The sequence below is a fragment of the Bdellovibrio sp. HCB185ZH genome, from assembly GCF_047302455.1.
Taxonomy (GTDB): Bacteria; Bdellovibrionota; Bdellovibrionia; order Bdellovibrionales; family Bdellovibrionaceae; genus Bdellovibrio.
This window is the reverse complement of record NZ_CP178624.1, coordinates 2,662,641-2,686,600: the sequence shown is the minus strand read 5'-3', so window position 1 is coordinate 2,686,600 and position 23,960 is coordinate 2,662,641. Positions and strand designations below refer to the sequence as shown.

General features: G+C 42.2%; 18 protein-coding genes. 10 read left to right on the top strand and 8 right to left on the bottom strand.

Going from position 1 to position 23,960, the window contains the following annotated elements; all coding sequences use genetic code 11:
* Positions 1 to 199: 199 nt before the first annotated feature.
* From ACLSU7_RS13120 to ACLSU7_RS13090, 7 genes are all read left to right on the top strand, one after another.
* Positions 200 to 1,312 (top strand): aspartate aminotransferase family protein, encoded by a 1,113-nt coding sequence (locus ACLSU7_RS13120; protein WP_413292341.1) that lies wholly within the window; start codon positions 200 to 202, stop codon positions 1,310 to 1,312.
* 295 nt (positions 1,313 to 1,607) lie between these two features.
* Positions 1,608 to 2,981 (top strand): alpha/beta hydrolase fold domain-containing protein, encoded by a 1,374-nt coding sequence (locus ACLSU7_RS13115; protein ID WP_413292340.1) that lies wholly within the window; start codon positions 1,608 to 1,610, stop codon positions 2,979 to 2,981.
* Between the two features lie 262 nt (positions 2,982 to 3,243).
* Positions 3,244 to 3,639, top strand: coding sequence for a recombinase family protein (locus ACLSU7_RS13110; RefSeq protein ID WP_413292339.1), 396 nt, complete (start codon positions 3,244 to 3,246; stop codon positions 3,637 to 3,639).
* Positions 3,640 to 3,834: 195 nt separating this feature from the next.
* Positions 3,835 to 4,311 (top strand): carboxymuconolactone decarboxylase family protein, encoded by a 477-nt coding sequence (locus ACLSU7_RS13105; protein ID WP_413292338.1) that lies wholly within the window; start codon positions 3,835 to 3,837, stop codon positions 4,309 to 4,311.
* Entirely contained in the window at positions 4,308 to 4,793 is a 486-nt protein-coding gene (locus tag ACLSU7_RS13100; protein WP_413292337.1) for an Rrf2 family transcriptional regulator, read from the top strand. The genes ACLSU7_RS13105 and ACLSU7_RS13100 overlap by 4 nt, the downstream gene beginning before the upstream one ends.
* Before the next feature lie 255 nt (positions 4,794 to 5,048).
* The gene (locus ACLSU7_RS13095; RefSeq protein ID WP_413292336.1) at positions 5,049 to 5,978 is read left to right on the top strand and encodes a hypothetical protein; all 930 of its coding nucleotides are present in this window, start codon (positions 5,049 to 5,051) and stop codon (positions 5,976 to 5,978) included.
* Between the two features lie 686 nt (positions 5,979 to 6,664).
* Positions 6,665 to 7,351: a hypothetical protein gene (locus tag ACLSU7_RS13090; RefSeq protein ID WP_413292335.1), complete on the top strand. Its 687-nt coding sequence runs from the start codon at positions 6,665 to 6,667 to the stop codon at positions 7,349 to 7,351.
* Between the two features lie 21 nt (positions 7,352 to 7,372).
* Here ACLSU7_RS13090 and ACLSU7_RS13085 read toward each other — a convergent pair whose 3' ends face one another.
* Complete coding sequence (locus ACLSU7_RS13085) at positions 7,373 to 8,104, bottom strand: zeta toxin family protein (protein WP_413292334.1); 732 nt, start codon at positions 8,102 to 8,104, stop codon at positions 7,373 to 7,375.
* Positions 8,095 to 8,433, bottom strand: a complete 339-nt coding sequence (locus ACLSU7_RS13080) for a TA system antitoxin ParD family protein (protein ID WP_413292333.1) — start codon at positions 8,431 to 8,433, stop codon at positions 8,095 to 8,097. Before ACLSU7_RS13080 ends, ACLSU7_RS13085 begins: the two co-directional genes overlap by 10 nt.
* A 525-nt stretch (positions 8,434 to 8,958) precedes the next feature.
* On the opposite strand from ACLSU7_RS13080, the gene ACLSU7_RS13075 reads away from it, so the two are divergent.
* On the top strand, positions 8,959 to 11,073 hold the full coding sequence (locus ACLSU7_RS13075) for a helix-turn-helix domain-containing protein (RefSeq protein WP_413292332.1): 2,115 nt from the start codon (positions 8,959 to 8,961) through the stop codon (positions 11,071 to 11,073).
* Positions 11,074 to 11,125: 52 nt separating this feature from the next.
* Here ACLSU7_RS13075 and ACLSU7_RS13070 read toward each other — a convergent pair whose 3' ends face one another.
* A complete protein-coding gene (locus tag ACLSU7_RS13070; protein ID WP_413292331.1) occupies positions 11,126 to 12,535 on the bottom strand; it encodes a DNA double-strand break repair nuclease NurA in 1,410 nt (469 codons plus the stop codon).
* Between the two features lie 7 nt (positions 12,536 to 12,542).
* The gene (locus tag ACLSU7_RS13065; RefSeq protein WP_413292329.1) at positions 12,543 to 14,588 is read right to left on the bottom strand and encodes a helicase HerA domain-containing protein; all 2,046 of its coding nucleotides are present in this window, start codon (positions 14,586 to 14,588) and stop codon (positions 12,543 to 12,545) included.
* Between the two features lie 122 nt (positions 14,589 to 14,710).
* Here ACLSU7_RS13065 and ACLSU7_RS13060 point away from each other — a divergent pair, with 122 nt between their 5' ends.
* Together ACLSU7_RS13060 and ACLSU7_RS13055 are read left to right on the top strand one after the other, a co-directional pair.
* The gene (locus tag ACLSU7_RS13060) at positions 14,711 to 15,580 is read left to right on the top strand and encodes a DNA adenine methylase (RefSeq protein WP_413292328.1); all 870 of its coding nucleotides are present in this window, start codon (positions 14,711 to 14,713) and stop codon (positions 15,578 to 15,580) included.
* Positions 15,577 to 16,410 carry a ribonuclease H-like domain-containing protein gene (locus tag ACLSU7_RS13055; protein WP_413292326.1) on the top strand — a complete coding sequence of 278 codons (834 nt, stop codon included), beginning with the start codon at positions 15,577 to 15,579 and terminating at the stop codon, positions 16,408 to 16,410. The genes ACLSU7_RS13060 and ACLSU7_RS13055 overlap by 4 nt, the downstream gene beginning before the upstream one ends.
* Positions 16,411 to 16,714: 304 nt before the next feature.
* Here ACLSU7_RS13055 and ACLSU7_RS13050 read toward each other — a convergent pair whose 3' ends face one another.
* From ACLSU7_RS13050 to ACLSU7_RS13035, 4 genes are read right to left on the bottom strand one after another with little or no spacing between them, the layout of a single operon-like run.
* A complete protein-coding gene (locus ACLSU7_RS13050; RefSeq protein WP_413292325.1) occupies positions 16,715 to 20,557 on the bottom strand; it encodes an SNF2-related protein in 3,843 nt (1,280 codons plus the stop codon).
* The gene (locus ACLSU7_RS13045) at positions 20,558 to 21,739 is read right to left on the bottom strand and encodes a hypothetical protein (RefSeq protein WP_413292324.1); all 1,182 of its coding nucleotides are present in this window, start codon (positions 21,737 to 21,739) and stop codon (positions 20,558 to 20,560) included.
* Positions 21,736 to 22,536 carry an OmpA family protein gene (locus tag ACLSU7_RS13040; RefSeq protein ID WP_413292323.1) on the bottom strand — a complete coding sequence of 267 codons (801 nt, stop codon included), beginning with the start codon at positions 22,534 to 22,536 and terminating at the stop codon, positions 21,736 to 21,738. Before ACLSU7_RS13040 ends, ACLSU7_RS13045 begins: the two co-directional genes overlap by 4 nt.
* Positions 22,520 to 23,821, bottom strand: a complete 1,302-nt coding sequence (locus ACLSU7_RS13035) for a hypothetical protein (RefSeq protein ID WP_413292322.1) — start codon at positions 23,819 to 23,821, stop codon at positions 22,520 to 22,522. Before ACLSU7_RS13035 ends, ACLSU7_RS13040 begins: the two co-directional genes overlap by 17 nt.
* Positions 23,822 to 23,960 lie beyond the last annotated feature (139 nt).

The following is a 23,960-nucleotide window of genomic DNA, read 5'->3' as shown; positions in this document are numbered from 1 at the left end:
AAATAAAAAAGCCACCCCCGTCGGGTGGCTTTTTTTTCAAACATCATGACCCCTGGCATTTTCTTCCCCTTCTCGAGTGCAGCGATACACACACCTTTTACATGTATCTTCATCCAGCCGCTGATATCGTTTCTTCATAAAAACAGAAACCATCGATAAAAAATATTTAGGTCGCGCTTCGGATCCTGAAAAATTCGAAGTGAGAAGACAAAATGGCAATTACATCTACAACCAAAATGGTAAAAAGTATCTCGACCTTACAATGGGTTGGTGTGTTGGTAATTTTGGCTGGAACAACCTAGAAATAAAAACACGAGTACAGAAATTCGATGGTCCCGACTATGTTTCACCCGACTATATCTACAAGCCATGGACCGAGCTTGCCCAACGCCTGGCGAGAGTCGCCCCCGGAAGACTGAAAAAAAGTTTTCGCAGTACTGGGGGAACCGAATCGGTTGAACTCGCTTTACAGGCAGCGATGCGTTTTACGGAACGATCAAAAATTATCTCCCTCGAGGATGCTTACCACGGAGATTCACTGGCGGCGCTGAGTATTGGCTCTCCAGATTTAGGAAAGTGGTACCGCAATCATTTAAGCGCCTATCGTATCAAGCCACCTTTGGATGAACAATCAGCCGAACGAGTCGAAAAAAGACTGAGCAAACGAGACATTGCCGCGGTAATAATGGAGCCCATCATTTGCAATCGTGGTGTGATGATTCCAGATCAAGTTTTCATGACAATGCTTCAAGCGTCCTGTCGAAAGCACGGAACGTTATTGATCATCGATGAGGTAGCAACGGGCTTTTGGCGAACAGGCAAACTTTTTGGAACGGAACACTTCGATATCGAGCCTGATATCTTGTGCTTAGGTAAAGCGATAACCGGGGGATTTGCTCCCATGGGTGCGATGCTTGCAACTGGCGAGGTTGCGGAAGCATTGAGCGAAGAGGACAGTTACTATTCCACTTACGGTCGGCATCCCCGCAGCGTGGAAGCTGCTTTAGCAACATTGGACTACATTGAAAGAAACGAAGATTTTTTGAAAACAAATATCAGGGAGATGGGGAATTATTTAGTCGATCAAATCTCCACCCTGAATTTCAAGTCATCGCCAACAATTCGAATGAAAGGCCTGGCCATCGGCGTGGGCTTCAAAGACGAAGACTATGGTGAAAAAATCGTCGATCACGCAAAAAACAAGGGCCTGTTAATCTCGGAGGGGGAAAATGGATTTAGTCTATTCCCCGCATTGACCATCGATCGCAAGGCAATCGATGAGGCTGTTGATATTTTGCAAGAGTGTGTGTGAGTAACTGCCCGCCTATTGAATGACTCCAACGCCACTCCAGATCGGTGTGACGAGAATTTCAACGACTTATCAAATTACAGACAAAATTCTATAATTCAAACTCGAAACCGGTGCTTACTGCGGGGACGAGTTCACGACATGAACAAATGTTCTGCAGTCGCCCCACAAGTTGGCTCTGAGCTCAAACCTACGACCTGAATTCGTGGCGAGGTGTTTGCAATGTCTACCCAAGTCGAGTGACGGAGATACGAATCGAAGTGAGACATCTCCAAACAGGCTATATACGGGGGTCAGTATGATTAAGAAATCGTTCCAGTTGAAGTTGCGTTCGCAGCTTCTCCTTCCACTGAGTGTATTGATGGGCGGATTAGTGACATCAGTGGCGGCTGAGGCCTACGTCGCCGAGACAGATGTCGAATACGACTATATTAATGGAACGAGTCTTAAGATGGACGTCTATCGTCCCTCTAAGCCCGGCACAGCTCTACGTCCGGCGCTAATCTTCACACACGGTGGCTGCTATAATAGCGGCAGTAAAGCAAGTATCAACGGCGTTGTTAAGGCCCTTGCTGACGATGGGTTCACGGTTTTCAGTGTCGGCTATCGATTGGCACAAGTTGCGAAGTATCCGGCGGGGGTCACCGACGTCAAACAGGCTTTGCGATTCATTCGCAAGAATTCGGCGCGCTTTCAGATCGATCCCAACAAGATCGTCACTCACGGCGAGTCCGCCGGCGCCTATCTCGCTGCAGTGTTGGGTGTTGAGGCCTCGGAGGATCGCAAAGGTAATATTGATAAATACTCGGGCCGAGTTCAACTCGTAGTGGATTGGTTTGGTCGCACCGATTTCACCCTGACACAAACTACCGGTACCGATTGTGCTGTAGGTTGGGTCGGTCAGCCGCGCAACGAAAAAACTATGCCGATTTTTCAAGATGCGTCGTTAAGAAATCACGTCGATTCGAACTCAGCAGCGTTCTTGATCATTCACGGAACGCAAGACACTCAGGTCGATGCGATTCACTCGACGAGCCTCGCAAATACTCTTTGGAACAGAGGACGTGACGCCGAACTCGTGCTTTATGAAGGGCAAGGCCACAGCTTCTCTAGAACTATTCCGTGGAGTATTTCGCGCGCCCGAATCCTTAAACAATTCGGAATCACCAATCGCGTAGCGGTAACAAAAGCCGCGGGTGCACCATCCTACGCGATCAATGCAGGCCAAATGGATCAATCCAATACATCTAACTTTACGCCCGACAAATATTTTGTAGGTGGATCGCCGTATGACTACGGAAACGTGAAAACAGAAGGCACCTCGCTATCGGCTCTCTATACCGACTCGCGCTACGGCTGGAACTTCAGCTACAAATTACCGGTGGTAGCAGGAGTCTATCGCGTCGGTCTGTTCTTTGCCGAAAACTCAACTGCTTTTAGCGCGAAGGGTGACCGTGTGTTTGATGTTGCGATGAGCTTCCCAAATGGTTCGTCCACTGTCTCAGTGCCGATACTTCCAAAATTCGATGCGATCGCGCTTGGAGGAAAAAACACGGTGATCCGTCGCTACGTGCACGTCATCACCAAAACTCCGAATCTCAAAATCGACTTCCAGGGAAGAGTCAACAACGCCTTCATCAACGCGCTCGAGCTTTATCAAACTGGGTATTGAGGAGCAAACGTAAGATCACGGCGGGGGGAATGGGCTCAGCCCATCCTGGGCTTCGGGGCTTCGCCCTGACTTCGTGACCGCAAAAAGGCCATCGTGGCCTTTTTGCGAACCCCGTTCGCGGTAGCGAACTTGTATGAGTTAAATTCCCCGAGCATTCAGCAAGATAAAAATAAAAAACCACCCGAATGGGTGGTTTTCTATTTTTAAATTGGTGGAGTCCCTCTCACCTAAGAAGAACAATGCATCCTCATTGAATTTACGTTTGCATTCAAGTATTTGCACGCTGCCTCTCTTCACAAACAAGGCGTTCCTCACGCAGAAATATCACGTCGAAAAGCTGTCTGCGCGCCAAATCGCCGTCCTCATTGGCTGCTCCCATTCCACGATAAATGACGCTCTGGAGAACTTCGGACTCACGAAGCAAACGCACAAAGGCGGATGGGTTCCTTACGGAACAAAGCTGCTGAAAACCGGAAGAGTGTCGCACGTTCGACAACAGAAGGTTATCGAATGGATGCTGAAGAAGAAGAGGTCAGGCTGGAGCAGCGCCAAGATCGCGGCTTCGCTCAATGAACATAAAGTGCCGAGTCCTGCTGGAACAGGTACTTGGTACCCGGCTTCCGTTGGAAAGATCATTAAGCAAAATAGCGGCCTGTAGCCGTCCCTTAAGAAGTGCCGGCGGACTAAAACGTCTCAAAAATAGAGGCTCGAAGGCTAGTAATTTCGATGGCCTACCCCATTCCCTTACAAATGGACCCAGTAGACTTGACTAACGATCTATCTCGGATAATAATTATCTGAGATAGAATATTAGAATGATGATCCTAGTAAACCTTAAATCGGAGTTCACACTATGCAACGTCTTGACTACTTCTCACTCGCAATGCCGGCATTTCAACACCTTCTAGCCGTCGATCAGTACTGCAAAAAAAGTTCTGTAGATCCTACGATCCTGCGGTTGGTTCAGATCTACGCGTCACAAATTAACGGCTGCGCGTTTTGCGTCGACATCCATTGTAAGGAAGCTAAAATTGCCGGAGAGCGCGAATTGAGAATTTACCATGTGCCAATCTGGGAAGAGTCGCCACTCTTTACTGATAAAGAAAAAGCGGCTTTCGAGTGGACGAAGGCTGTTACTTTGATCAGCCAGGGACCTGTCTCTGAAGAGTTGTTTCAGAAGATGAAGCAGCATTTCAGCGATCAAGAGATCGTTGATCTGAATATGCAGATTGCTTTCATCAATCTGTTCAACCGATTCGCAGCAACATTCAGATCAGTTCCCGGAGCAAGGGACCAAGTATTGGGATTGGGAAAGGCGAATCTTTCATGATTTTAGGCAATCAAGTGGAGTGGGCACTGCACTGTATGATGATTTTGGGGAGCGCTCCGGATGGTAAGCTCCTCAATTCAAAAGCGCTTGCAGATTTTCACGGCGTGCCGAAGGAATATCTGTCGAAGTGCCTGCAAATGTTGTCACAAGCTGGTCTCGTGAAAACAACTATGGGTCCATATGGGGGGTATTGTCTCGCGAAGCCTCCCAACAAAATTTCTTTTCTCGATATTGTCGAGGCCGTTGAAGGAAAAACTAAGACCTTCAAATGCAATGAGATTCGCCGAAACAATCCATGCCTTGCCAAATCGGATCGAAAGTTTTCAAAACTCTGCGGAATTGCGGCAGTCATGCATGAAGCAGATGAGGCCTGGAGAAAGTCACTTCGTGAAAGAAAGCTATCTGATATTACTGACTTTCTCGAAGATGGCGCGAGCAAAGAGACGCTCAGTAACTTTAAAGAATGGATAGATAATAATTAGAGCTTCGCACTCTTGAGGACGTAGTTCGTCTTAGATAAATCCAAAAATGGTGGAGGCGGGGGGAATTGAACCCCAGTCTCGGTATAGGAGAAGGGTTTAGATCAGCGTTAATCCCATGTCAATGGGGTACGAGTTCTGTGGAGTGGATTTAATTTTGATTTGAAGGCTTAAGACTGGACGAGAATCCAGATGATCAGAAGGGCGTTTAATTGGAGTTTGAGTAAATTGTTTTGAGTTTGATCCGATAAGACGGGCATGAGCACAAATGAAAAGTCAAATGAGCAACTATTGATTCTGCAATCACTTTTAAAAACAACACCCGATCTCATTACCTTAAGAACTGTCGGAGAAGCTACTTGGTTCGTCCTCAAAATGGAACGCGATCTCTTATATGCAGATATTCTTCAAAAGGACTTAAAACCTAGTTGGAATTCCACAAAAGATTTAGCAACGGGCGCAAAGAATTTTGGTGGAAAGGTTGCCTCTTACTTTACTAATATTAAGGGAAAAGCCGAAAGCAACGGAATAGATGCCGCCGTCTCAACACTTACTTCCGATATAGCACAAGCAGCGAGGCATACCAAAAATAGTCTTCAGGAGACTCTAGAAGAAACACCTCAAGCACTAAAGCAAATTAGATCAAATATTATTGGGTTTTCAGATCAAATTGTATTGGACTATCAAAAAATTGAAACAGATGAAGAGAAGGGTGCTTACTTATTAAAGTTAGCTTTATATGCCTCTATACTAGGAATAAGTTTTTATGGTGGAAATGAACTACCAGATATGGATTTCAAACTTTGGGGCCCCGGTGCACATCGCAGCTTTCTTTCCCATAGCGCCATCCCCTTTCTGACTATTAAGGTAACTGCAACACTACTATTGAGAGTTCTTGAACGCTCCGATGAACGTCTAAAAGACAAACCGGAAGCACTTGGCTTATCAAAAGAAATTCAACAGTGTCTGAATCTCTTGGTATTTGGAATTGGCGCAGGTATCACAACTCACTTATTGATTGATGGCCTAATCCAGACTGGTGGGACGATTCGTTTGCACAACATCTTCGAAGGCACATCCAGCGGTAGCCTCATCGCAGGAACTAAAATTGATGACATGGCATACACTACCCTAATGGGCCTTTTTGCTGGTTATGAAACAAAAAAGGTTGCGGTGGCCCAAGGTTAGGAAGGTTTGTAGGTAAAAAAATGACCATTAAGAATATCTGTTACAGGAAAATCACCTCGATCACTAAAGAGTGATAACTCATTTAACGGACCGCTTTTGCATTTCGCAACGCAAAAGCGCATACAACTTATTTATCGCGAATTAACTTTGCACAGCTAAGTGATGTAAACATCTTACTTTTATCAAAAAACATTACAATATAATCCATATTGTAAACCTCTGTTTTCTATCCAAATAAATTCAAACATTTGCATGTCATTATTCAGCAATATTTAAGCTCATTTTCGAAGGGCAGTCGGCAGCTGCTCAAATCAATTCTTCTTGCATCGGACGCTCTGGGTACGGTAGCTAGCAAACACTTTTTGCGCATTATCTTTCGACTCCGAGGAAATGCAAATCAGTAAAAAAGGATAATCATGCTTAAGCTTTACAAAAAAACTGGGAAGTTAACGAAAATCTCAGATAACGAAAGCATGTTAAGATCTAACGAGATCATCGGGTTTTTTTATGCGCCTCCGACGGTTACTTATAGATTCACGATATATTCAGAACCGCTCGACCCTTCCAAAAAATATAGGGAGGTTTCAACTTCAGAAATCACTTCTATTTTCGTCGAGGAGGATAAAATAATTTTTAAAACAAGAAACTCCTACTACATGCTTGAAACTTTAAAATGAAAGGGTTTTATGAAAAAATATTTGAATCCAAAAAAAAATTTGCGGGAAGAAAGAAGCACAATCTCGATCCGACGACACGGAATCGCAATTCATTCCCACTTCGCAAAAATGATCGGACTTAAAACCGGCACCCAAGTATCCATTTATCTAGACAGAGAAAGCTATCGTATCAGTTTAGAAATACACTCTAAAGATCGATTCGTAGCGGGTGCATATACTGTATGTGCAGATGGGGGCGGAGTCTCGAAAAGCAAAAACGGAAAATTAATTCAATGCACCTCTATGTTAAAATCTGAGAAGTGGCTTTACAAAATTGCTACATCTCTCGACGTTCGCGACAGAACGTTTTCAATTTCTAAATACCAAAATAAATGGATGTCGTCCTTGACTCCAGCATTTGAGCACTCAGTTGAAAGATCCGCTAAAATTCAAAATGGTTCAGGGATTTACAGGTATCGAAATGCCTCAAACGAAATCGTTTACGTGGGAAGAGGTAACATTGGAGACCGAAAAAGTTCCTATGAGAGGAAAGATTGGGATTTTACAAAAATTGAATTTAGCATACTTAACAACAAAACTTCTGAAATAGAATATGAAAGCTACTGGCTCTCTAAACACCAGTCGCAATTTGGAACCCTACCAGCATATAATCGTATTCGAGGAGTTAATTCAGAAAAGATACTGCCTAAAATATAGATTGAGCTTCTCCAAAGAGAACTAGTACCGTGGGGCACACTTAGAGCATATACCGAATTTTTTCCGCTTCTTCCCTCTCAATGGGGCGCCACATTTAGCACAAGCATCTGGAGTAGATTGCACCAACTGCAAAGTCGGTTTGTTAACTTCTGGCACATCAGCTTGTTGAATTACAGCAAGAAGATCCTTCGCCCAATCTGATAGGTCGTTGTGAGTTTTCACTTCTTGTTGTGGGGCCTTTGATGCTTCAATTAAAAACCGGGTTCCACTAGCGCCAGAGGAGTTAATAATGAAGAACCCGTCCACTAATGGAAGTGCTTTTTTTAGATTCTGTAAAGTTCTTGAAATTCTACTCAGAATTTTATCGACAGGAACGTCATGTCCGCCTTTTTTTACTCTCTCTTTGACACGGATAATATTGAGGTTGGAATTGCCAGGATTAATTATGTACAGAAGAACTATGTAACCAAGCTCCTTTGCATTTTCAATAAGTTGAACTTTTGATTCGTGAGAAAAAACGGTTTCGAAGCAAAAAGATTCTCCTCGAGATAGATAGTCTGCTATTTGATTTTGCGCTTCCTGCTGCGCTTTAAGAGATTCAATTTCACCAACCGTCCCGTATGTCTTGGCAATATCGTCCGCATTTACAAAGGGAAGATCGTGAAGAGATGTCTCCAATAGTCTATATGTGGATTTTCCCGAACCGTTTGGACCAGCCAGTACGACGAGCGTCTTTTCTTTTTTTAATCGCATTTTCTAAATTCACCGTCTTCAATTGTGCCCGTTTCGCGTTGTCCATTTTTTGAAAGGCGGTCTATATATTTGTCACCCCTAGCACTCGCTACATATACATATTCAAAATTGTTAAATAGATAGGTGTCGACAGTCTTATTAAAATCTTTAGAAAGCGCATGTGAAAGAGAACTTTCAAATCGCTTTAGGCTGAGCTTTTTTTTCTCGTCTTGTGCTTTGCCCAAAAGTATCCAATGCTCAATTTGAGCTGTAGCGGATCTGTTCTCTTGGTCGCCAATCTTCTTTGCCTCAGTTAACAAAGTACTTTGAATTTTGATCCCTGTTTTCATGACTGATCTCCTACAAATAGATAGTAGCACATTGCTACTTTTGATGCAAATAAGTGGTCTTTTCAAAAAAGTGGATTAGTATTTATTGACCAGTTTACGGAGCCTAATCGCACTTGGAATTGGAATATCTACAATTGAGACATTCACTTGCATAAGTATATGATATTATTAAATTTATATTCCAAGATTTGAGTATTTTTTTGAGTCAAATGATTCATTTGGCGTGAAAAAAACATCAGATTATGAATTTAATTCATTTTAAATTGTTAAATAATTTCATATAGTTATAGTTTTCACTCTAAAACGGCTTGGAATTCACCGCGCTCTGCGCCGGTTTCTCTTGGAATTGATGTCCCTGATGTCATATAAGCCATTGAAATGACGAGTATATTTAAAAACAGTAAAAACGATGTGGGAATTCCAAGTGGCAAAAGCAGGCCCCAGGCGTTTCATTCATTGAATGGCTCATCATCAGATCTCGTTGCGCATTCCTCGTACCCCTTTTTTATCAAAAGGTGGTTAAAGATGAATTACCGAGATCTGGAAGTTGAAGTTAGAAGGTATCTCGCTGCTGAAGGCAAAAATCAGGCGCAGGTGAACAAGGTTCTTCCGATTCTAAATCTATTTAGAGAAAGCTTAAATCGGTCTGAAGAAGCAAAGATTTGTGAAGATCTTCTTGGCGACAACAGTAAAAGTTCAGAACAACAATTTCGGACATACCTTGAACATGTCTATACAAAACCAAAAGGCGGTCATTTAAGCCCATCAACAATAGATAGCTATGTTAGCTTTGCAAAGACCAACTTCATAGCACTTTATCAAAACACATTCTCAGTTATGGCCATATTAGCTAAGCCAAATTTTGCTGAATCACTAGCTCTACTAAGAGAAAGAAAAAAACTCTCCAGAGCTGATTTAAGTGAGAAAATGAAAGTCACGTGCAACATCGAAATTTCAGAAGCATCTATTCGTTCTCTCGAAGAAGGGACTTCATTTCCTCGAAATGATGAGATTATAAAAGGCATAGAATCAGTACTTGAGGTGCCACGTGATTGCCTTTCAAACAAAGTGCCTCTCTTAGAAAGAACTTCACTTAAGCACAAAGGGGCATCGCCAACAAGGTCCTCAGAACTAAATGAGTTCTACATGTATACGCTCGCAAAAAACCACTCTTCTACAAGAACAATTGAGGATGATATCGAAGAGCTGCTTAGATTCAAAAGTGCCGACGCCAGCGAATTAATTGAATCCGGAATTACTAGAGGAACAAGATCTGCCCATAAATCTGAAGGATCAACCGAAACAGTTCGAGATAAGCTACTTCAATACGCTGGCTATCTTACCCTGTCAAAAGTGGGCGAAAACGAACTTACAATCGGAAAGGGCTACAACCCAGATACAATACGACTTCCTGATTTTTTAAAAATTGAAAATATAAAGGGGTATGCTGAATTCTTAGCCCTACGGGCATTCCACTCGAACAAACCACGAAAGACTCCGGCGTCTTTTATTAATTTTTTAAAGAGTCTATTAGATATTTGCTCAAATGAAGGCTTCTTAATTCAGTTTCCGGATAAATTTGATGGCTACAACGGCTTCCCCAATAATAATCCGAATCTACCATGGAACGTTCGAGTTGGAAGACAATACAACTCAATTAAACAATACATGAATGACTTTATTTCGTCTGCGCCCCCTAAGACCAATGATAAGCTCGAGTATTTGAACCCTATCCTGTCTCAACCACGACCGATTGAAGCACTTGTAAATGTGATTAACAATATTGAAAAGGATATTCAGAAATACACGTCTCTAGGCGAACAATATATTCCAACGATACACCATCTACGAATGTACCAGGCCTTTTTTGCAATTGAAGCATGTTATCCATTTCGGATCACTCACATCAACAAAAAGATCTTGGCAACTGACCTTACAATTTCCACATCTAAAGACGGCGATATCTTTCATCTCGCACTTCGAAAGAACGACTTTAAAAATAAATATAATCCAAACATTAAAGACACAGTTGAGGAATTGAGATACATTGGGACACGCGAGTTGAGAATTGACGTCACCGAAATTTTAAAACAATACATCTCACTTTCAAGACCGTATTTTTTTGAGCTTGCGAATAAAACGGAAAATAGAAATAGGCTCTTTCCTGTCACGCTGACTTCCTACCGACATCAGCAGTATACGAAGACATATAGCGGGTTCAGTATGGGCTGGAACTTTCATTCAAACCGCCATATCGTTGCTACCGACAAAGTGAAACACTTTTTTAAGAATGGAAAGAGCGGCTATCTATTCGCGGCAGCAGCACTATTTGATTCAGAAAAAACCATTTCCAAAACCTATGCTAAGTTTGGTCCCACCGACATCAACAAACTTGCCAAAGAATTGGAGTTAGAACAGGAAAAAATTGGTATACAAGGGGCTTCGGCTTCAGCCCCCGAAAACTCAGTACGTTCCGAACATACTACAAAGTTAGAATGGATAACCGGCTACGTAAAAAACGAGGCATCTATGCTAATTAATATGTCGAATGATGAACTCAGTGGCCTATTTCCAGATGACCCTACAGCCCAGCGCCACATAAAGAGTATGGTATCAGCCTTACGCAGATCGAAATCATGACGTAAACATACCTAGCGACTCGGCTTTTCAGAACGGAACACGTAAATGATTGCTATTTTGCTCCGATCGAGGCTCGAGATAGCAGATCCAATACTCTCCCCCCGGGAGATAGGCTAATTGCAGTGTATTTATGAGCCAGTGCTATTGGCACAAGGGCATTTTCATACAAATCAGATTCGAAATGGAACAAGACTGATAACGCCCTATTTAGCTCAACATAGCTATTCAGATCGAAACGCTTTTCGTCGAAAGAATTTCGAGGCCGTTTTTGCCCAGTCGGAAATGGCAGGCCGAAAACAAATATTCTGCCTGAAGGAGTTTTGTAAATAAAGTCTTGACCATAATATGTTTCGTCACCGAAACCGTTTCCAGCCATCTCCCTTCCTGCGTATATATATTTATATCGATATTCATCATCGATAAGTAAAAGAGACGAACCTTTCAACTCAGGACTCACCAACTGAGCGAAGTCCACCAGTTGACCACTCTTTTGCAATCCAATAATTAATGGAGGGTTAAGACCTTGCTTTAGAAGATCTCGTCTGACTTCATTTAAATAGTCTAAAATACATCTATGTATCCATGCGCAATTGCCAAAAACAGCCAATGGGCCATCGACAAAAAAGACAATGTTAGACAATTTTTCGGGCTCATATTTCTTCAAATACCTTATATAATGAATTGGTAGAAGATGTTCCACGATCATCATTATTCGACCTAGCGCTGTACCATTCGACTGATATTCAGAAATCTCTTCCCATATTCTTAGACAGTCGGTCGGAAAGATCTCATGATTGCAACTATCGCAGATGGATTTACATCCCTTCTTCACTTCAATAAATCCTGAGTCAGGCGTGACTCCGCAAGTAGGACATTTTAAGGTTCTAATCAGATCAATATTTCCCGATCCTAGATTGTCGGGTCTTCTAGAGGCCAAATCAAATAAAGTGTCTATCAAAGAAGAAGTGGCGTCTTCTTCATCGATTTGGGTTCTTGAATCACAAAACCATTCATTCAAAATATGTCGAAAACTTTCTTGGACACTGGACATTCCACTTACAGTTACATTTGCGCTCGGGAGTGTAAGAGTTATCGGGGTATTTTTCTCTTCCAGTGCAGCAACTTTGAAAGGATCTAAAAGGTTAGTTTCTTGAAAGTGCAACGCACGGTATTCAGATAGTTTTATTAGAATAGTTCCAAATTTCAAATAGGCGACTTTTGTATTTGGAAATCTATTATTCACACTTGCTTCATAATAGCTTCCATCAGTCGCAATCAAATATTCTGGTAGATCTTTTTCTTCCGGCTGAGGGTAGCTAGAAAAAGATTTAGATATTCTCAGAATATCCTCATCTGTCGGTTGCCTTAAATATCTGCATTTTTCCAAGAACGAGTTTACGTCAGGATTTTTTACTATGTCAGCGTGTGATGCTTTATTTGCTAACTCGCCTTGATATGGCATTTTTCACTCACTTCAGTTTGCTTGGATCAAATTTGTCTATTTGAGCGGGAATTACATAGGAACTCGAAAGAGTCTTTATTCTCGCAAAGCCCACGTCTTGGGCTCTTATTAGAGACTGACTGAAGTCTCCGAAATCGTAAAACCTTGCTAACTCACCTATCTCTTTAGAATTATTCAAATGAGTAATAAACCAGTTTTCAGTGTTCGCAAGAATATTGGCATGCATTGCAGAGACCTCTTGTGTTGCATATACTAGAGCGACGCGATATTTCGCGCCCTCTTTTGCAATTCTGGGCCAGGTATCATCCAATTCTGCTGTCTTTCCGATTAAGTTATGGGCTTCCTCAATGTACATCACAATATTTGGCGGATTCTTTCCATTGACGAAAATATCCATAGAAGTACTAAAGATTTTCTCTGCAATTTTGTCAGTAAGACGCTGTCTTAAACTAGGTCGACCAACTGATAAATCAAGTATGACAATTTTTCCTTCAACAAGATGACGGTAGATCTCCTCCCCAACCTCTTTAGTTCTCTCTGGAGTATGAAATTTAGCGACTTCAGCTAGCAATTTGTATCCGAGAATGTAAGTATCTCTTTCATTCTTGCTTTCCAGCAGATTAACCATTGCCTTTACGTCGTCCTTGGAGTCCATCCACTTTTCAACGTCACTAACTTTCTTCGACGGCTCATCGATCTCTTCATCCTTACTGGATCTCTTCGGTTTTTTAGATTCCTTTAGTGCCGCTAGTTCACTTTTATAAGCTTTTCTAAGGCCAGCGAACCACCTAGAGCATTCCGCAGGTGTCAGTCCTTTTTTAATATCAATTGCGCCATCCTCAAGCTGCTCATTTACTGCCGTAACTACTGAGACATTAGCTTCGAAAAAGGTTCGCAAGCCATTTCGCGGTTTGAATCCAGCTTTGTAAAGAAGTCCCCAGTAGGCAGCCTTTCTGATATTGTACTTTCGAAGCTCTGCGAAATCGCCTTCCTCGGGCTTTTCAAATGAAAGATTTAAGAAAAATTGTAGATCGCCACTGCTACTCTTCTTTTCGCTTAGGATCTCAATCATGAGCGCATAGCCATCCTGAAGCTGCTCATAGAAATTATTTTGTAATGGTTGAAAACCTTCGGCTGGCAACAATCTATATCTAACAGTGCTATCCGGAAACACATCTGCAATTGCACCTTTGTCTTGCTTATTTGCGTTTGCATACTCACCATTCATGTCAAAGACAATCTGACCGATAGGAAGCCCGCCATCGTTGGATGTCTTCCGTACTACCGAAACAAGTTGTTTGATCATGTTCGACTTACCTGTTCTTGTCATTCCCAGTACAGCAGTCCTTCTAGCTAAAAAATCTGACGGCTGAATCCGTACCGGAACCTTGTCCTCGCTCTCCGATCGCTGCAAACGCGCAGTTGACGTGTAACGAATAGTCCCTATTTGAAAAGGCTCCGGCGGCTTTGCAAGACCCAAATCTTTCGCCTCTTCGATCCCTTTACCTTTTCGAATTGGATCTACATAATTTACTATTGTTTCAAGAGCTTCACCTTTCGGACGATAGGTTTTCAAACGTGATGCTGAAGGAAATGACTCGATATCACTTCCCAGCCATAGCTCGTTGTCCCCTATATAGAAAGTTCCAAGAACTCTGCACTCAAGAGCGCCAAACTGCATCTGATTCAAAGTAATAGGGTCAAACCCACGTTCTTTATATATTTCTTTCTGCTGTTGATAGTAATCAATTCTACTTCTAACAAGATCATCATCTTGAGGCAGCTTCGAAGATCCGGTGACCCTCAAAAGAATCACTTCTTTATCAATATCATTTGCTGAATCGAATTTATTAGGGTCAAAACTAGCTGCTAGTAAGAAACAATTGTGGGGAATTCCATTTGCTTGATATTTCCACAAGTCATTCGTAAGGATTAAAGCTCTTTCATAGTCGATGCTATATACCCACCCAACGAAAGTCTCGGGATTTACGAGATCCGAAAGATTTTTAGCCATTTTTTTCTGACCATCACGAAGATCTTTAATATTTTTCATTGTTTCTTTCTCGGGTTGTCGGAATACTAATCATAATTAGTAAACTCGTATTAGTAGAGTAAGATTTTTTGTTTCTAGACTTAGGGATTGCGCATATGTATTTGGGACGGATTCCACAACATGTGGCTTCAACTTTTCGCACATCAAAAAGCGTTCAGCTTAGTCCATTTCGGTACCCGGGGGGAAAGTCTTGGCTCTGCCACTTTGCTTGTGAATGGACAAATTTAATTGCCCAAAAGCCTGACATCTTCATTGAGCCCTTTTGTGGTGGTGGAAGTGTTGGCCTGTTTATCGCCGCTAACGAATTTGCCAATGAAGTTTTACTAGTAGAAAAGGATCCGCACATAGCGGCTGTTTGGAAGACTATTCTGTCGAGTGATTGCATTTGGTTGGTCGATCAAATTCTAGAATTCCGAATGAACCAAAAAAACATTAACGAAATTGTTCATACCAAATTCCAAAAAACTCGAGAACTTGCTTTCCAAACCATTTTGAAAAACCGCATTTCACGGTCAGGCATAATCGCTCACGGAGCAGGAAGGGTGAAGATCGGGGAAGAAGGAAGAGGGCTTTCTTCACGATGGTATCCAGAGACATTAGCACACCGAATTGCAAATATAAATTCGCTGAAAAAGTCCATCACCTTCAAGCAAGGCGATGCATATGAGATCATACCCAAGTTCAAAAACAAGAAAAGATCAGCTATGTATATTGATCCGCCTTATATTTCGGAAGCTAATTCCGCTGGAAAAAGATTGTACAATCACTGGGACATTAATTTTTCTGAACTTATTGATCATCTGGAAAGCTATTCTGGGAACTATCTTTTGAGTTACGAAAATTCGACTGTTGCAAAGAAATCCTTAATCTCTAATCAAATTCCCCATTTTTCATTTTCGGTTCCAACAGGTACAAATCTAGTAAAGAGTGAGATTATCGCTTCGTCCAGTTTCACAAAAAACTATTTTTTGAAAGATTTGAGTTTTGTATGAAGCTACTTAGACAAACTTTTTGTCACATAGAAGGTGTGGGCGAGAGCATCGAGAAAAATCGATGGAAAAGTAGCATCATCAGTTTAGAAGACTTGCACGACAACGCACATCTCTTTTTTAAGGGAAATAAAATTGATGTTATTAAAAAATCCGCACGTGGTTCTCTGCGAGCCCTTGAGAAGGGCGATAGGAAGTTCTTTTTCGATAAACTACCAAAAAATTTGAAGTGGCGCATAGTGCCTCAACACTGCGAAAGAGTAGCGTATCTCGATATCGAAACAACTGGCTTAAGCTTCCCACCACGTAACTGTTCGACATCTATCTCAGTGGTTATCAATGGAAAACTACATCAGGCTCATTCAAAATCACAGAAGAAATCACTTCTGGCCAAAGTTGCCAATGAATCTGACCTGCTTGTCACATACTATGGATCTTGTTTTGATCTTCCCTTCCTTAAGAGTGAATTCGACTTTGATCCCCAAATTCCCCACATCGATCTTTGCTTTTGGTTAAGAAGACATAAGCTAGTTGGGGGACTAAAGAAAATTTGCCAAAAAACGAAAGAAGTTCCTAAAAGAAAAACTATCGGGCTTGATGGATTTGGCGCAGTGACTCTTTGGCAAGAGCATCTCAAAGGTAACTCAAAAGCATTACCCACTCTTTTAACATATAATGCTGAGGACACGACATGTCTCCCAATTCTGTTGAAAAAGGCGTTCCAACTCGAAACTAAGTCCATTAAGCATCTCCCTTTCTATGATTTGAATATTGGCAAGATTCCAAAAATTACCACGAAGGCAGACCTGCCTTTAATACGTAGTCTATTTTAATAGGTAAAGAGGGATCGATGAGTAGAAAGCTACTTTTTATCGAAACCAGTGCTTCTGAGGGGTAAGAAGCAATGACAATAGCACTCCTCCACATCTCTTAAAGTTCATTAAAAAAAATTAAGCCTTCTAGAAGACCACCTTCCTATTAAAAGAGAACAGGAGAAACTTAGAGAATGCTGCCGAAACGGCATTTAAAAAATATATTCGACAATTGATAGAGATAAACGGGAAAAATGAAGTTGCAGCATTGAGAAGAGATACACTGGACTGAACGTTAATAAGAATGAGTTTCGGTGTGTCTCTTCTATAATTTAAACTTTCCCGAACTTTTTTTCCGCTCAATGTCACTTGCGAAGATCGGGTGTTCATCAAGTAAACTCTTAATTTGAGAATACTCAAGCAAAGTAACAGGATCACCTTCACGAGTAAGTTGGACTGCGCGTTCACTGAATTTATGGTTTGTGGCTGCCATCAATAATAGTGGCCGTTTGAGCTTTGATTCATAGTGTGACTTGGCTCCGCGTATTTCACGAATCGCCGTAGTACCCACAAAGCCTTGGCCCTGTTTGTGTTTCACCTGGATGAGAATAGCTGAGTCTTTCTTGAGTGCGAGAACATCTGCGCCACCATCACCCGAACGACCACACCAATGAGCTTCGTAGCCTAATTTATCGTAGATACATGCAATCAAGCATTCAAAGCTATAAGGATCTAAGAGATGAAGACCGCGACTATCTAACCGTTGGTTTTTTGTTGACGATGGCTCCCCTAGATCACTCATATCTCCCTCGGAGATATTGTGGTCTGAGGCACTGACTGTAAAGTCATCCATGATGTCCCTCTTTGCAGAGAGGACATTCGCGAGACGCTCCTCTGCTGACACCATGCTTTTTCCGTTAAGGCTTGTCGTAGGATAGAATACGTGAACTGGTCGTGTTTGTCCCATGCGGTACACGCGGTCAGTAGCTTGCCGTTCTAAAGCAGGATTCCACTCGCGAGTATAGTGAATTACATTGTTTGCCTCCACGATATTGAGGCCTGCGCCTCCTGCTTTGGGAGAAATTATTATAACCTGAAATCCCGAACGTGACTTAAATCGTGCTAACATCTCGCCTCTGAGATTCGGCGAAGCCTCACCATTATAGACTTCAATTTCAGTTGGGTCTCCGCCAGTTGCTTTATTCCATTCATAAATAAAAAATGCCAGGCCGAGTTGAATTTGAATAACGTTGGCGAAAATGATGACCTTTCTACCTTCAATGTCCGACCGACTTCTAATGGACTCTAAGATATCGATAGTAACTTTAAGTTTTGGGGCGAGTTTAAATATTCTGTCTCTATTTGACCAACGTAGAGGTTCGTCAGTCGCAATCCAAGGGGCAGCGCATGCTTCAATCATACTTCGAATCACGGGTAAACGATGACCAGGCTTCGCATTTTTAAAGTATGCTAATTGAGTTTCATAAATTGAATACTGGGGATCAGACATTTGAACTTGGTGAGTATTGGTAATCTCTCCCTTGGAGTTTTGAACCTGATCGTAATGATAGATTGGTGGAAGCGATTTAGCGTCGCTAAAAACTTCCTTCTTCGTTCTCCTAAACCATACCGGGCTAAGCGCTCGCTCAAGCTCTTCTCTTAATCTCTTACGCTCACTCGAGTCTGGAGGAGCTCGCTTAACGCGATTTACAAATCGTTCGCGGAACTCTTCAGAAGTACCCAAATGACCAGGCAGCACAAAATCCATGATGCTCCAGAGATCCATTAAACTATTCTCAATCGGAGTACCGGTCATTGCTATGCACATATCGGCTTTCAACGCTTTTGCTGCATTTGATTGAAGTACTCCGACATTTTTTATCTTTTGTGCTTCATCTAGTATAACCGCCGCGAAATCGACACTTCCCAGTGCAAGACTATTCATTCTAAGCGTTTCATAGGAAGTAATAACAACTTTGCCTTTAGCCCATTCATTGATTGCCTGCAGTTCAACTTTAAGGCCGTCGTCAATTTCGCATTCTGAAAGTCTCTTATCATCCGACGTCAGCTCTTCGTTAACTCTTAGGGCCTCTGAAAGTAAAAGGTCGCGGTTAATTCTAATCGGGCAATCAGAGAATTTCAAAATCGGGCCCAGGGCACCTTTCACAAAGCCGCTAACAGAGGTGTCTTCGAAAAACTTCTGAAATCCGTCTTCAAGCCAAGAGCTCTGGATCAGACTTACTGGTGCTACAATTAATATTGGCTTATCACCTTGCATAGGACGAGATCTAAGCCAAGCTACAAAAGAGAGAAGCTGTACTGTTTTTCCAAGGCCCATGTCATCAGCGAGAAGTGCACCGCGATGAGGATACATCTTAGAGTCAATTTTATGCTCGAAGATCCAGCTCAACCACGCAAACCCTTTACGCTGGTGGTCTTCAAGTGAAAGTCCAGATCTAAAATATGGAGGGGCAGCGAATTTAGATAGGTCACAAGTAAGGTAATGCCAATCAGGCGCTTGTCCCAAACTTGTGGAATGGTCTTCTATTGCAAGACTAACTCGATCATCTGGGGAGTGATTCGACACTTGCGGAAGTGATGCCTTGAGAGATTGAAGAGGAATGACTTTGGATGAGCCATCTTCCTGGAACCCCCACTCGACGACTAGAAGTTTTCTCTGCTCAGATAACTCAACAGCTTCACGAGCTTGGGCTTCTTGCTCGGGCTCAATTTCAAGTCGATTAGAATATTCAATCCGGCTACAACACGTCTCCAATTCACTTAGATTAAACTCGCCTTTCAATTCCTCTATGAATATGCGTCTATCGTTTTGTACGGGCACCGGTGTTAGGACGGCCCCAGACTCTGCTCGCAAATTTAATTCTTCATTATTGATCTGTTCCCCAAGCTTCACGCATACCAATTTAATAGCCATATATTCTGACGGCATAGGACTATAAGTAAGAGGAATTGTTGAACCATCAATAGCTCTTAACAATGTTGAGTTGCCCTCATACCCTTCACCCCAGTCATTTCCAGAACTTGAGTCAGATCTATTGGATGTTAACTTTCCAATTATAAAACCAGAGACACGCTCTGAGAATGTCTTTGCAATTGCCGCGCGCGGTCTACGCCCAAAAAATTTTAATGGATCTTCTATGACTTCTTCGAGTGCGGCTTGTCCCTGACTTCGAAGTGATCTTATCTTTTGAACATCGTTCCAGGCCTCTTCACTGAATATTACTCGAGCGGCGACTTTGCCATCCTCATAAAGGTTAATATGAGATGGGTTTTCGGCATCTTCCGTGGAATTCAAATTGGCTTGAAAGTTTCGATCAAGTTCACTGTGCTCTGTTGGCAGAGCCGGATTGAGATGAATTTTCTCATCTGGTCCACGTCCAAGTACGTAGGGCAGCGTTTTCAGAAAAACGATATTCTGAGCTTTGACGAATGGGTCGATACGAATTTCTGCATTTAGGGCTGCTTTTCGCAACTCTGCAAGTTCCCGAAATCTTATTTGGGAATCTTTTTTATAGGTATCAGTCTTTCTTAAATCCCTATGTTCTCTATGTCTCTCAATAAGGCGATTCAGATACGGCGAGATAAATACTGTTTTCTCATCTTCATCAATGTAAGTATGCCCTACACCTGGTTTTAAGTATTTTGTAGCTCCATTGAGGTCCATTATCTCTAAATCAAGTCCGAACGAAGAACTCTCCACTCCGTTGTGGGCCTGAATCTTCGCCTTAAGAGGCGTATATTCGGGAATTCCCAAAAAACTTATTGATTCAGGCGTGATGTTTGCAATTTCTGATAAGTTGCCCGATCGCACCGCGGCTATACACAAATTCGACAAATAAATTGAGCCATCCGAAAGAGTGATAAGTGGTATCTCAATTTCCGACTTTGAAAATGCCTCGTGAATATCGTCTGAAAGTTCGCTGGACTCACTTGAAAATTCAAATCGACCGACATTTTGAATTGCGAATGTCAAAGCGGTAAATTTCTGAGTATCCAGCTCATCATTGCGTAAACTAGAGATGACATCCAAAGATAGAGGAACGAGCTTTCCTTCTGGAGAAAGCAATGAAACCTTGAAACCGAAATTGTTTGCCTCAACAGAAATGCTATAAGCGACGGATTTTTTGGCTCGATTGAAGAGATTCATTTAAATTCCTCCACCTTTGCGAAGGAGCATCACAATCAACTCATTAAACTTTCGTTCCCAATTGCTCATGTGTAACAAGCGTCCGTCATTGCTATACGGAGGAAACGGTCTTACAACGTTTAAATCGCGCCAGTTCTTGGTGCTTCTGATTTCAGTGTCAAAAGTGCTTCTTTCATATAGGAGCGCAGAAGTTCCCACGGGCGCAAACTCAACAATCACAAAAGTAGGGAATGCAAAAGCAGTCGCAACCAAACCTTTATCTATTCGTTTTGGTTCAACGTAATGACATAGAGGGAGATATTTGCGCCAAAAATTTCCTCTATCGGGTTCGACATCATTTAACATCTTTAGAACATTATTTATTTCATCTACTTTCTTACGCAGAAGCTCGATATTTTTGTACTGATTAATTCGCGTCTTATCTCTGGAAAGAGTTGAGATTCGAGAAAGGAGTATTCCAAGAAAAAACTTTTCTTCCAAAACTTTCGTTGCCCAGCTTGAGTCGGCAACAAAATAATGTCCAAGCATCTCATCCACTAGGGCAAGGCAGTCCGTGCCGTCTGCATTCAATCCTGACAACAATGTCCAAATGACCTCGAACTGTTGATTCAATACGACATGTAATCGTGGAGCCGTCACGATTGCTCTAAGCAAACGTTTTTGGCCTGTACTAAATGCCTTTCCAAGAATTGGCACTGAAAAGGAGTGGATCAAATCGGAAATCGATGTTCCGTTTGCAACTTCCAGATCGAGCCACTGTTTTTCCGCTTGTTCGCGACCGAGTATCCCACTCGCCTTGAAAGTACCAGGAGGCAAATGTTTTTGCCCGTATGCATCTATTATTTCCTTATGTGTTAGCAACGTAATCGCTTCAGCGGGTGCGAGAAGTGTCGATATTGCTTGAGATGCAGAAAGCAATACTTCTTCAGTCAGCTGGTCTCTAAATACGTTCCCGAACGCATCCTGAAGCTCTATCGGAATTGACCCGCAATTACATGCCATTTGAACTTTTTCAAAAGCGGAAAGGCGCTCGCCATTTCGAATTTTTTCAAGAAGTCGTTCCCATCTGTGCGAATTGTTGGAGCCTGAGCCAGCGTAAATCTGAGCAAGCGATTCCAATGCATCCGAAAGGGAGACTGGCTGAACTTGAACGTAGGCGGGAAAGAGTTTCGGCGCACTCACTGATGCTCTCCGAGAATCGTCTTATAGCCTTCGTAGTTGTGTTTTATTGTAAACTTAAATTCAATCCTCTTACTCTTTTCGAAGTCTTCCTGACCACCTTGAGCCAAAAGAATAGGCTCAGCAGATCCTCTACCGGTTGCCGTGAGAACGTGATTCCGCCATGTAACAAATTCGTTCCAAGAAAATTTACTAATACGACTTTGCATGTCAGGCTGGTTCTGAAGATTTTGAAAGATGAAGTTCGCTGCCTCATAAGCGCGAGCCTGACTTAACTTTAAATTATAAAGATAAGGATCTTCCCTCTTGTCAGTCGGTGGTTTTGAGTTGGTGTGACCTTCGATGACTAGTCGGTCAATTCTGTCTCGATGTTCACTTTTTGCATATAGGCCTAGAAGCCAACTATAAGCAAAACTGTTGAGACACTTTCTCCCCATTGGTGAGATGGTAGATGAACCGTCGGCAAACCATCCACCGCTGGTTTTAAAAAACATTTGAATCGCATTACCTTGCTCATCGACTTTCCAGTCAACGTCTTCACAACCATTACGAGTTTTATTTGCCTGCATGGCTTTGACGATTTCTTTGAGGGATTCTATATATGAACTTCTGGCATCGTATACTTCTCGAGTTACAGTCTGCGCTTGTAGCAAATACTTTTCTGCCTGTGACGCATTCTTATCTCTTTCGTAAAGTGTAACTAAGAAGATGAGAATAAAGCACAGCATTAATGTCGTACTCAGATCCGAGTACGATATCCAAACAAAATTTTCCTGGGGCTGCTTACGTTTTGCTTTCATCGTCATTCTTCACAAGAGAAAGTTGGCGATAAACTTTGTTTGCATCCGTCAATGCCCCGTTAAGTTCCACAAGCATGTCCCCGAGGCTATTTACTCCTCCTCCAAGTTTTTTCACACCTGTGCCCAAGTGATCCTCAAATGTTTCCAAATTAGTTTTTAACGACGTATTCAATGATTGATGATAATCAGCGACTTGCTGGCTAAAGCTATCATTTGCAACCTTGAATGAAGAAACAGTTTCCCCCAATGATGATACAATCGTCGTTTGAGTTTTATGGAATTCAAAAATCGATTTTTCTGCAGTTTGGATACTTTCTTTAATTGCCTGGGCCGACTCTTTTTGACCCTCTAGAGTATCCCTAGAGACGATCGTCACTTCTGAAAGCTTAGCAACCATTGAACGAACCTCAGTTGCAGCCTCCATTAGGGTAGCGCTTGCCCCGCGAATTGTGGTAGCACACTCAACCGCTGACTGATTTAGTTGTGCAAAGTTTGAAGCGATGGTCGATTGTTCACGTTGAATTCCCTGTATATTTTTTACGAACTCACCCTGAAAAGTATTGAAGTCATTCAGACCTTTGACAAGTTGTTCGAATCCCATTGCGACACCTGCACGAACCGAGTCACTTATTTCAACAGTTTCAACGCCAGCACCTGTGAGTCCTTTTATCACCTCTTTACCAAAGTTCAAAGGCAGGTTCTTCATAGCCGCGAGTTGCTGCATTGACGAATAAGCCAATTCTGAAAGGTAGTCTTGAGACGTCCGTCTGCGGAAAACAGTATCCAATCGCTCTGCTAGCAATCGGCATTGGGATTCCATAATATCTGTTAGATATTTCTCAATGAAGGTGAAAACGAGCGCGCTGATTAGACCAGCAAGAGACGCCAAGAAAGCGCCTTTCATGCCGACCATAAACTGTGGAATACCCTTAGAAATTGCATCAGCAGCTACGCTTTCAGGAATTCCTGTCAAAATTCCAAAGAAAGTCCCAACAATTCCTAAGCCAGTTAGAATATTTGGAATTGAACCGAAAGTTCCAAGACGGAAATTAAATAGCCATGCGCGAGATGACGAGATAATCGCCTCAACGTTAAAAAAATCGTGGGCCTCGTGAGTGTTTCGATATTCAATCTCACCGTCTTCTTTACGCTCTTTTACGACCGATTCGGCAAATTCATTCCATGGATGGATGAATGATTGGACCGATTTAAAGATCGATTGGATTTCGAGAAAAGTTTCTTCGCGAGTCCCGGAATTTCGATCGTATGGGATAAGGGCATTCATTACCCGGCGATAGTCAAAATAGAAGTGACGGTATCCACGAACTAAAATTGAAGTCAGTAAGCAAAATAGGATTGTGATTATGCTTATGATGACAATTGTAACGGGCTCCGCGTGCTGAAAAGCCGTACCTACTGTGTTG

Coding starts and splice junctions, on each gene's coding strand:
- ACLSU7_RS13115 (WP_413292340.1), top strand. CDS start 1,608: ATGATTAAGAAATCGTTCCAGTTGAAGTTGCGTTCGCAGCTTCTCCTT.
- ACLSU7_RS13105 (WP_413292338.1), top strand. CDS start 3,835: ATGCAACGTCTTGACTACTTCTCACTCGCAATGCCGGCATTTCAACAC.
- ACLSU7_RS13100 (WP_413292337.1), top strand. CDS start 4,308: ATGATTTTAGGCAATCAAGTGGAGTGGGCACTGCACTGTATGATGATT.
- ACLSU7_RS13095 (WP_413292336.1), top strand. CDS start 5,049: ATGAGCACAAATGAAAAGTCAAATGAGCAACTATTGATTCTGCAATCA.
- ACLSU7_RS13090 (WP_413292335.1), top strand. CDS start 6,665: ATGAAAAAATATTTGAATCCAAAAAAAAATTTGCGGGAAGAAAGAAGC.
- ACLSU7_RS13085 (WP_413292334.1), bottom strand. CDS start 8,104: ATGCGATTAAAAAAAGAAAAGACGCTCGTCGTACTGGCTGGTCCAAAC.
- ACLSU7_RS13080 (WP_413292333.1), bottom strand. CDS start 8,433: ATGAAAACAGGGATCAAAATTCAAAGTACTTTGTTAACTGAGGCAAAG.
- ACLSU7_RS13075 (WP_413292332.1), top strand. CDS start 8,959: ATGAATTACCGAGATCTGGAAGTTGAAGTTAGAAGGTATCTCGCTGCT.
- ACLSU7_RS13070 (WP_413292331.1), bottom strand. CDS start 12,535: ATGCCATATCAAGGCGAGTTAGCAAATAAAGCATCACACGCTGACATA.
- ACLSU7_RS13065 (WP_413292329.1), bottom strand. CDS start 14,588: ATGAAAAATATTAAAGATCTTCGTGATGGTCAGAAAAAAATGGCTAAA.
- ACLSU7_RS13055 (WP_413292326.1), top strand. CDS start 15,577: ATGAAGCTACTTAGACAAACTTTTTGTCACATAGAAGGTGTGGGCGAG.
- ACLSU7_RS13050 (WP_413292325.1), bottom strand. CDS start 20,557: ATGAATCTCTTCAATCGAGCCAAAAAATCCGTCGCTTATAGCATTTCT.
- ACLSU7_RS13040 (WP_413292323.1), bottom strand. CDS start 22,536: ATGAAAGCAAAACGTAAGCAGCCCCAGGAAAATTTTGTTTGGATATCG.
- ACLSU7_RS13035 (WP_413292322.1), bottom strand. CDS start 23,821: ATGAATGCCCTTATCCCATACGATCGAAATTCCGGGACTCGCGAAGAA.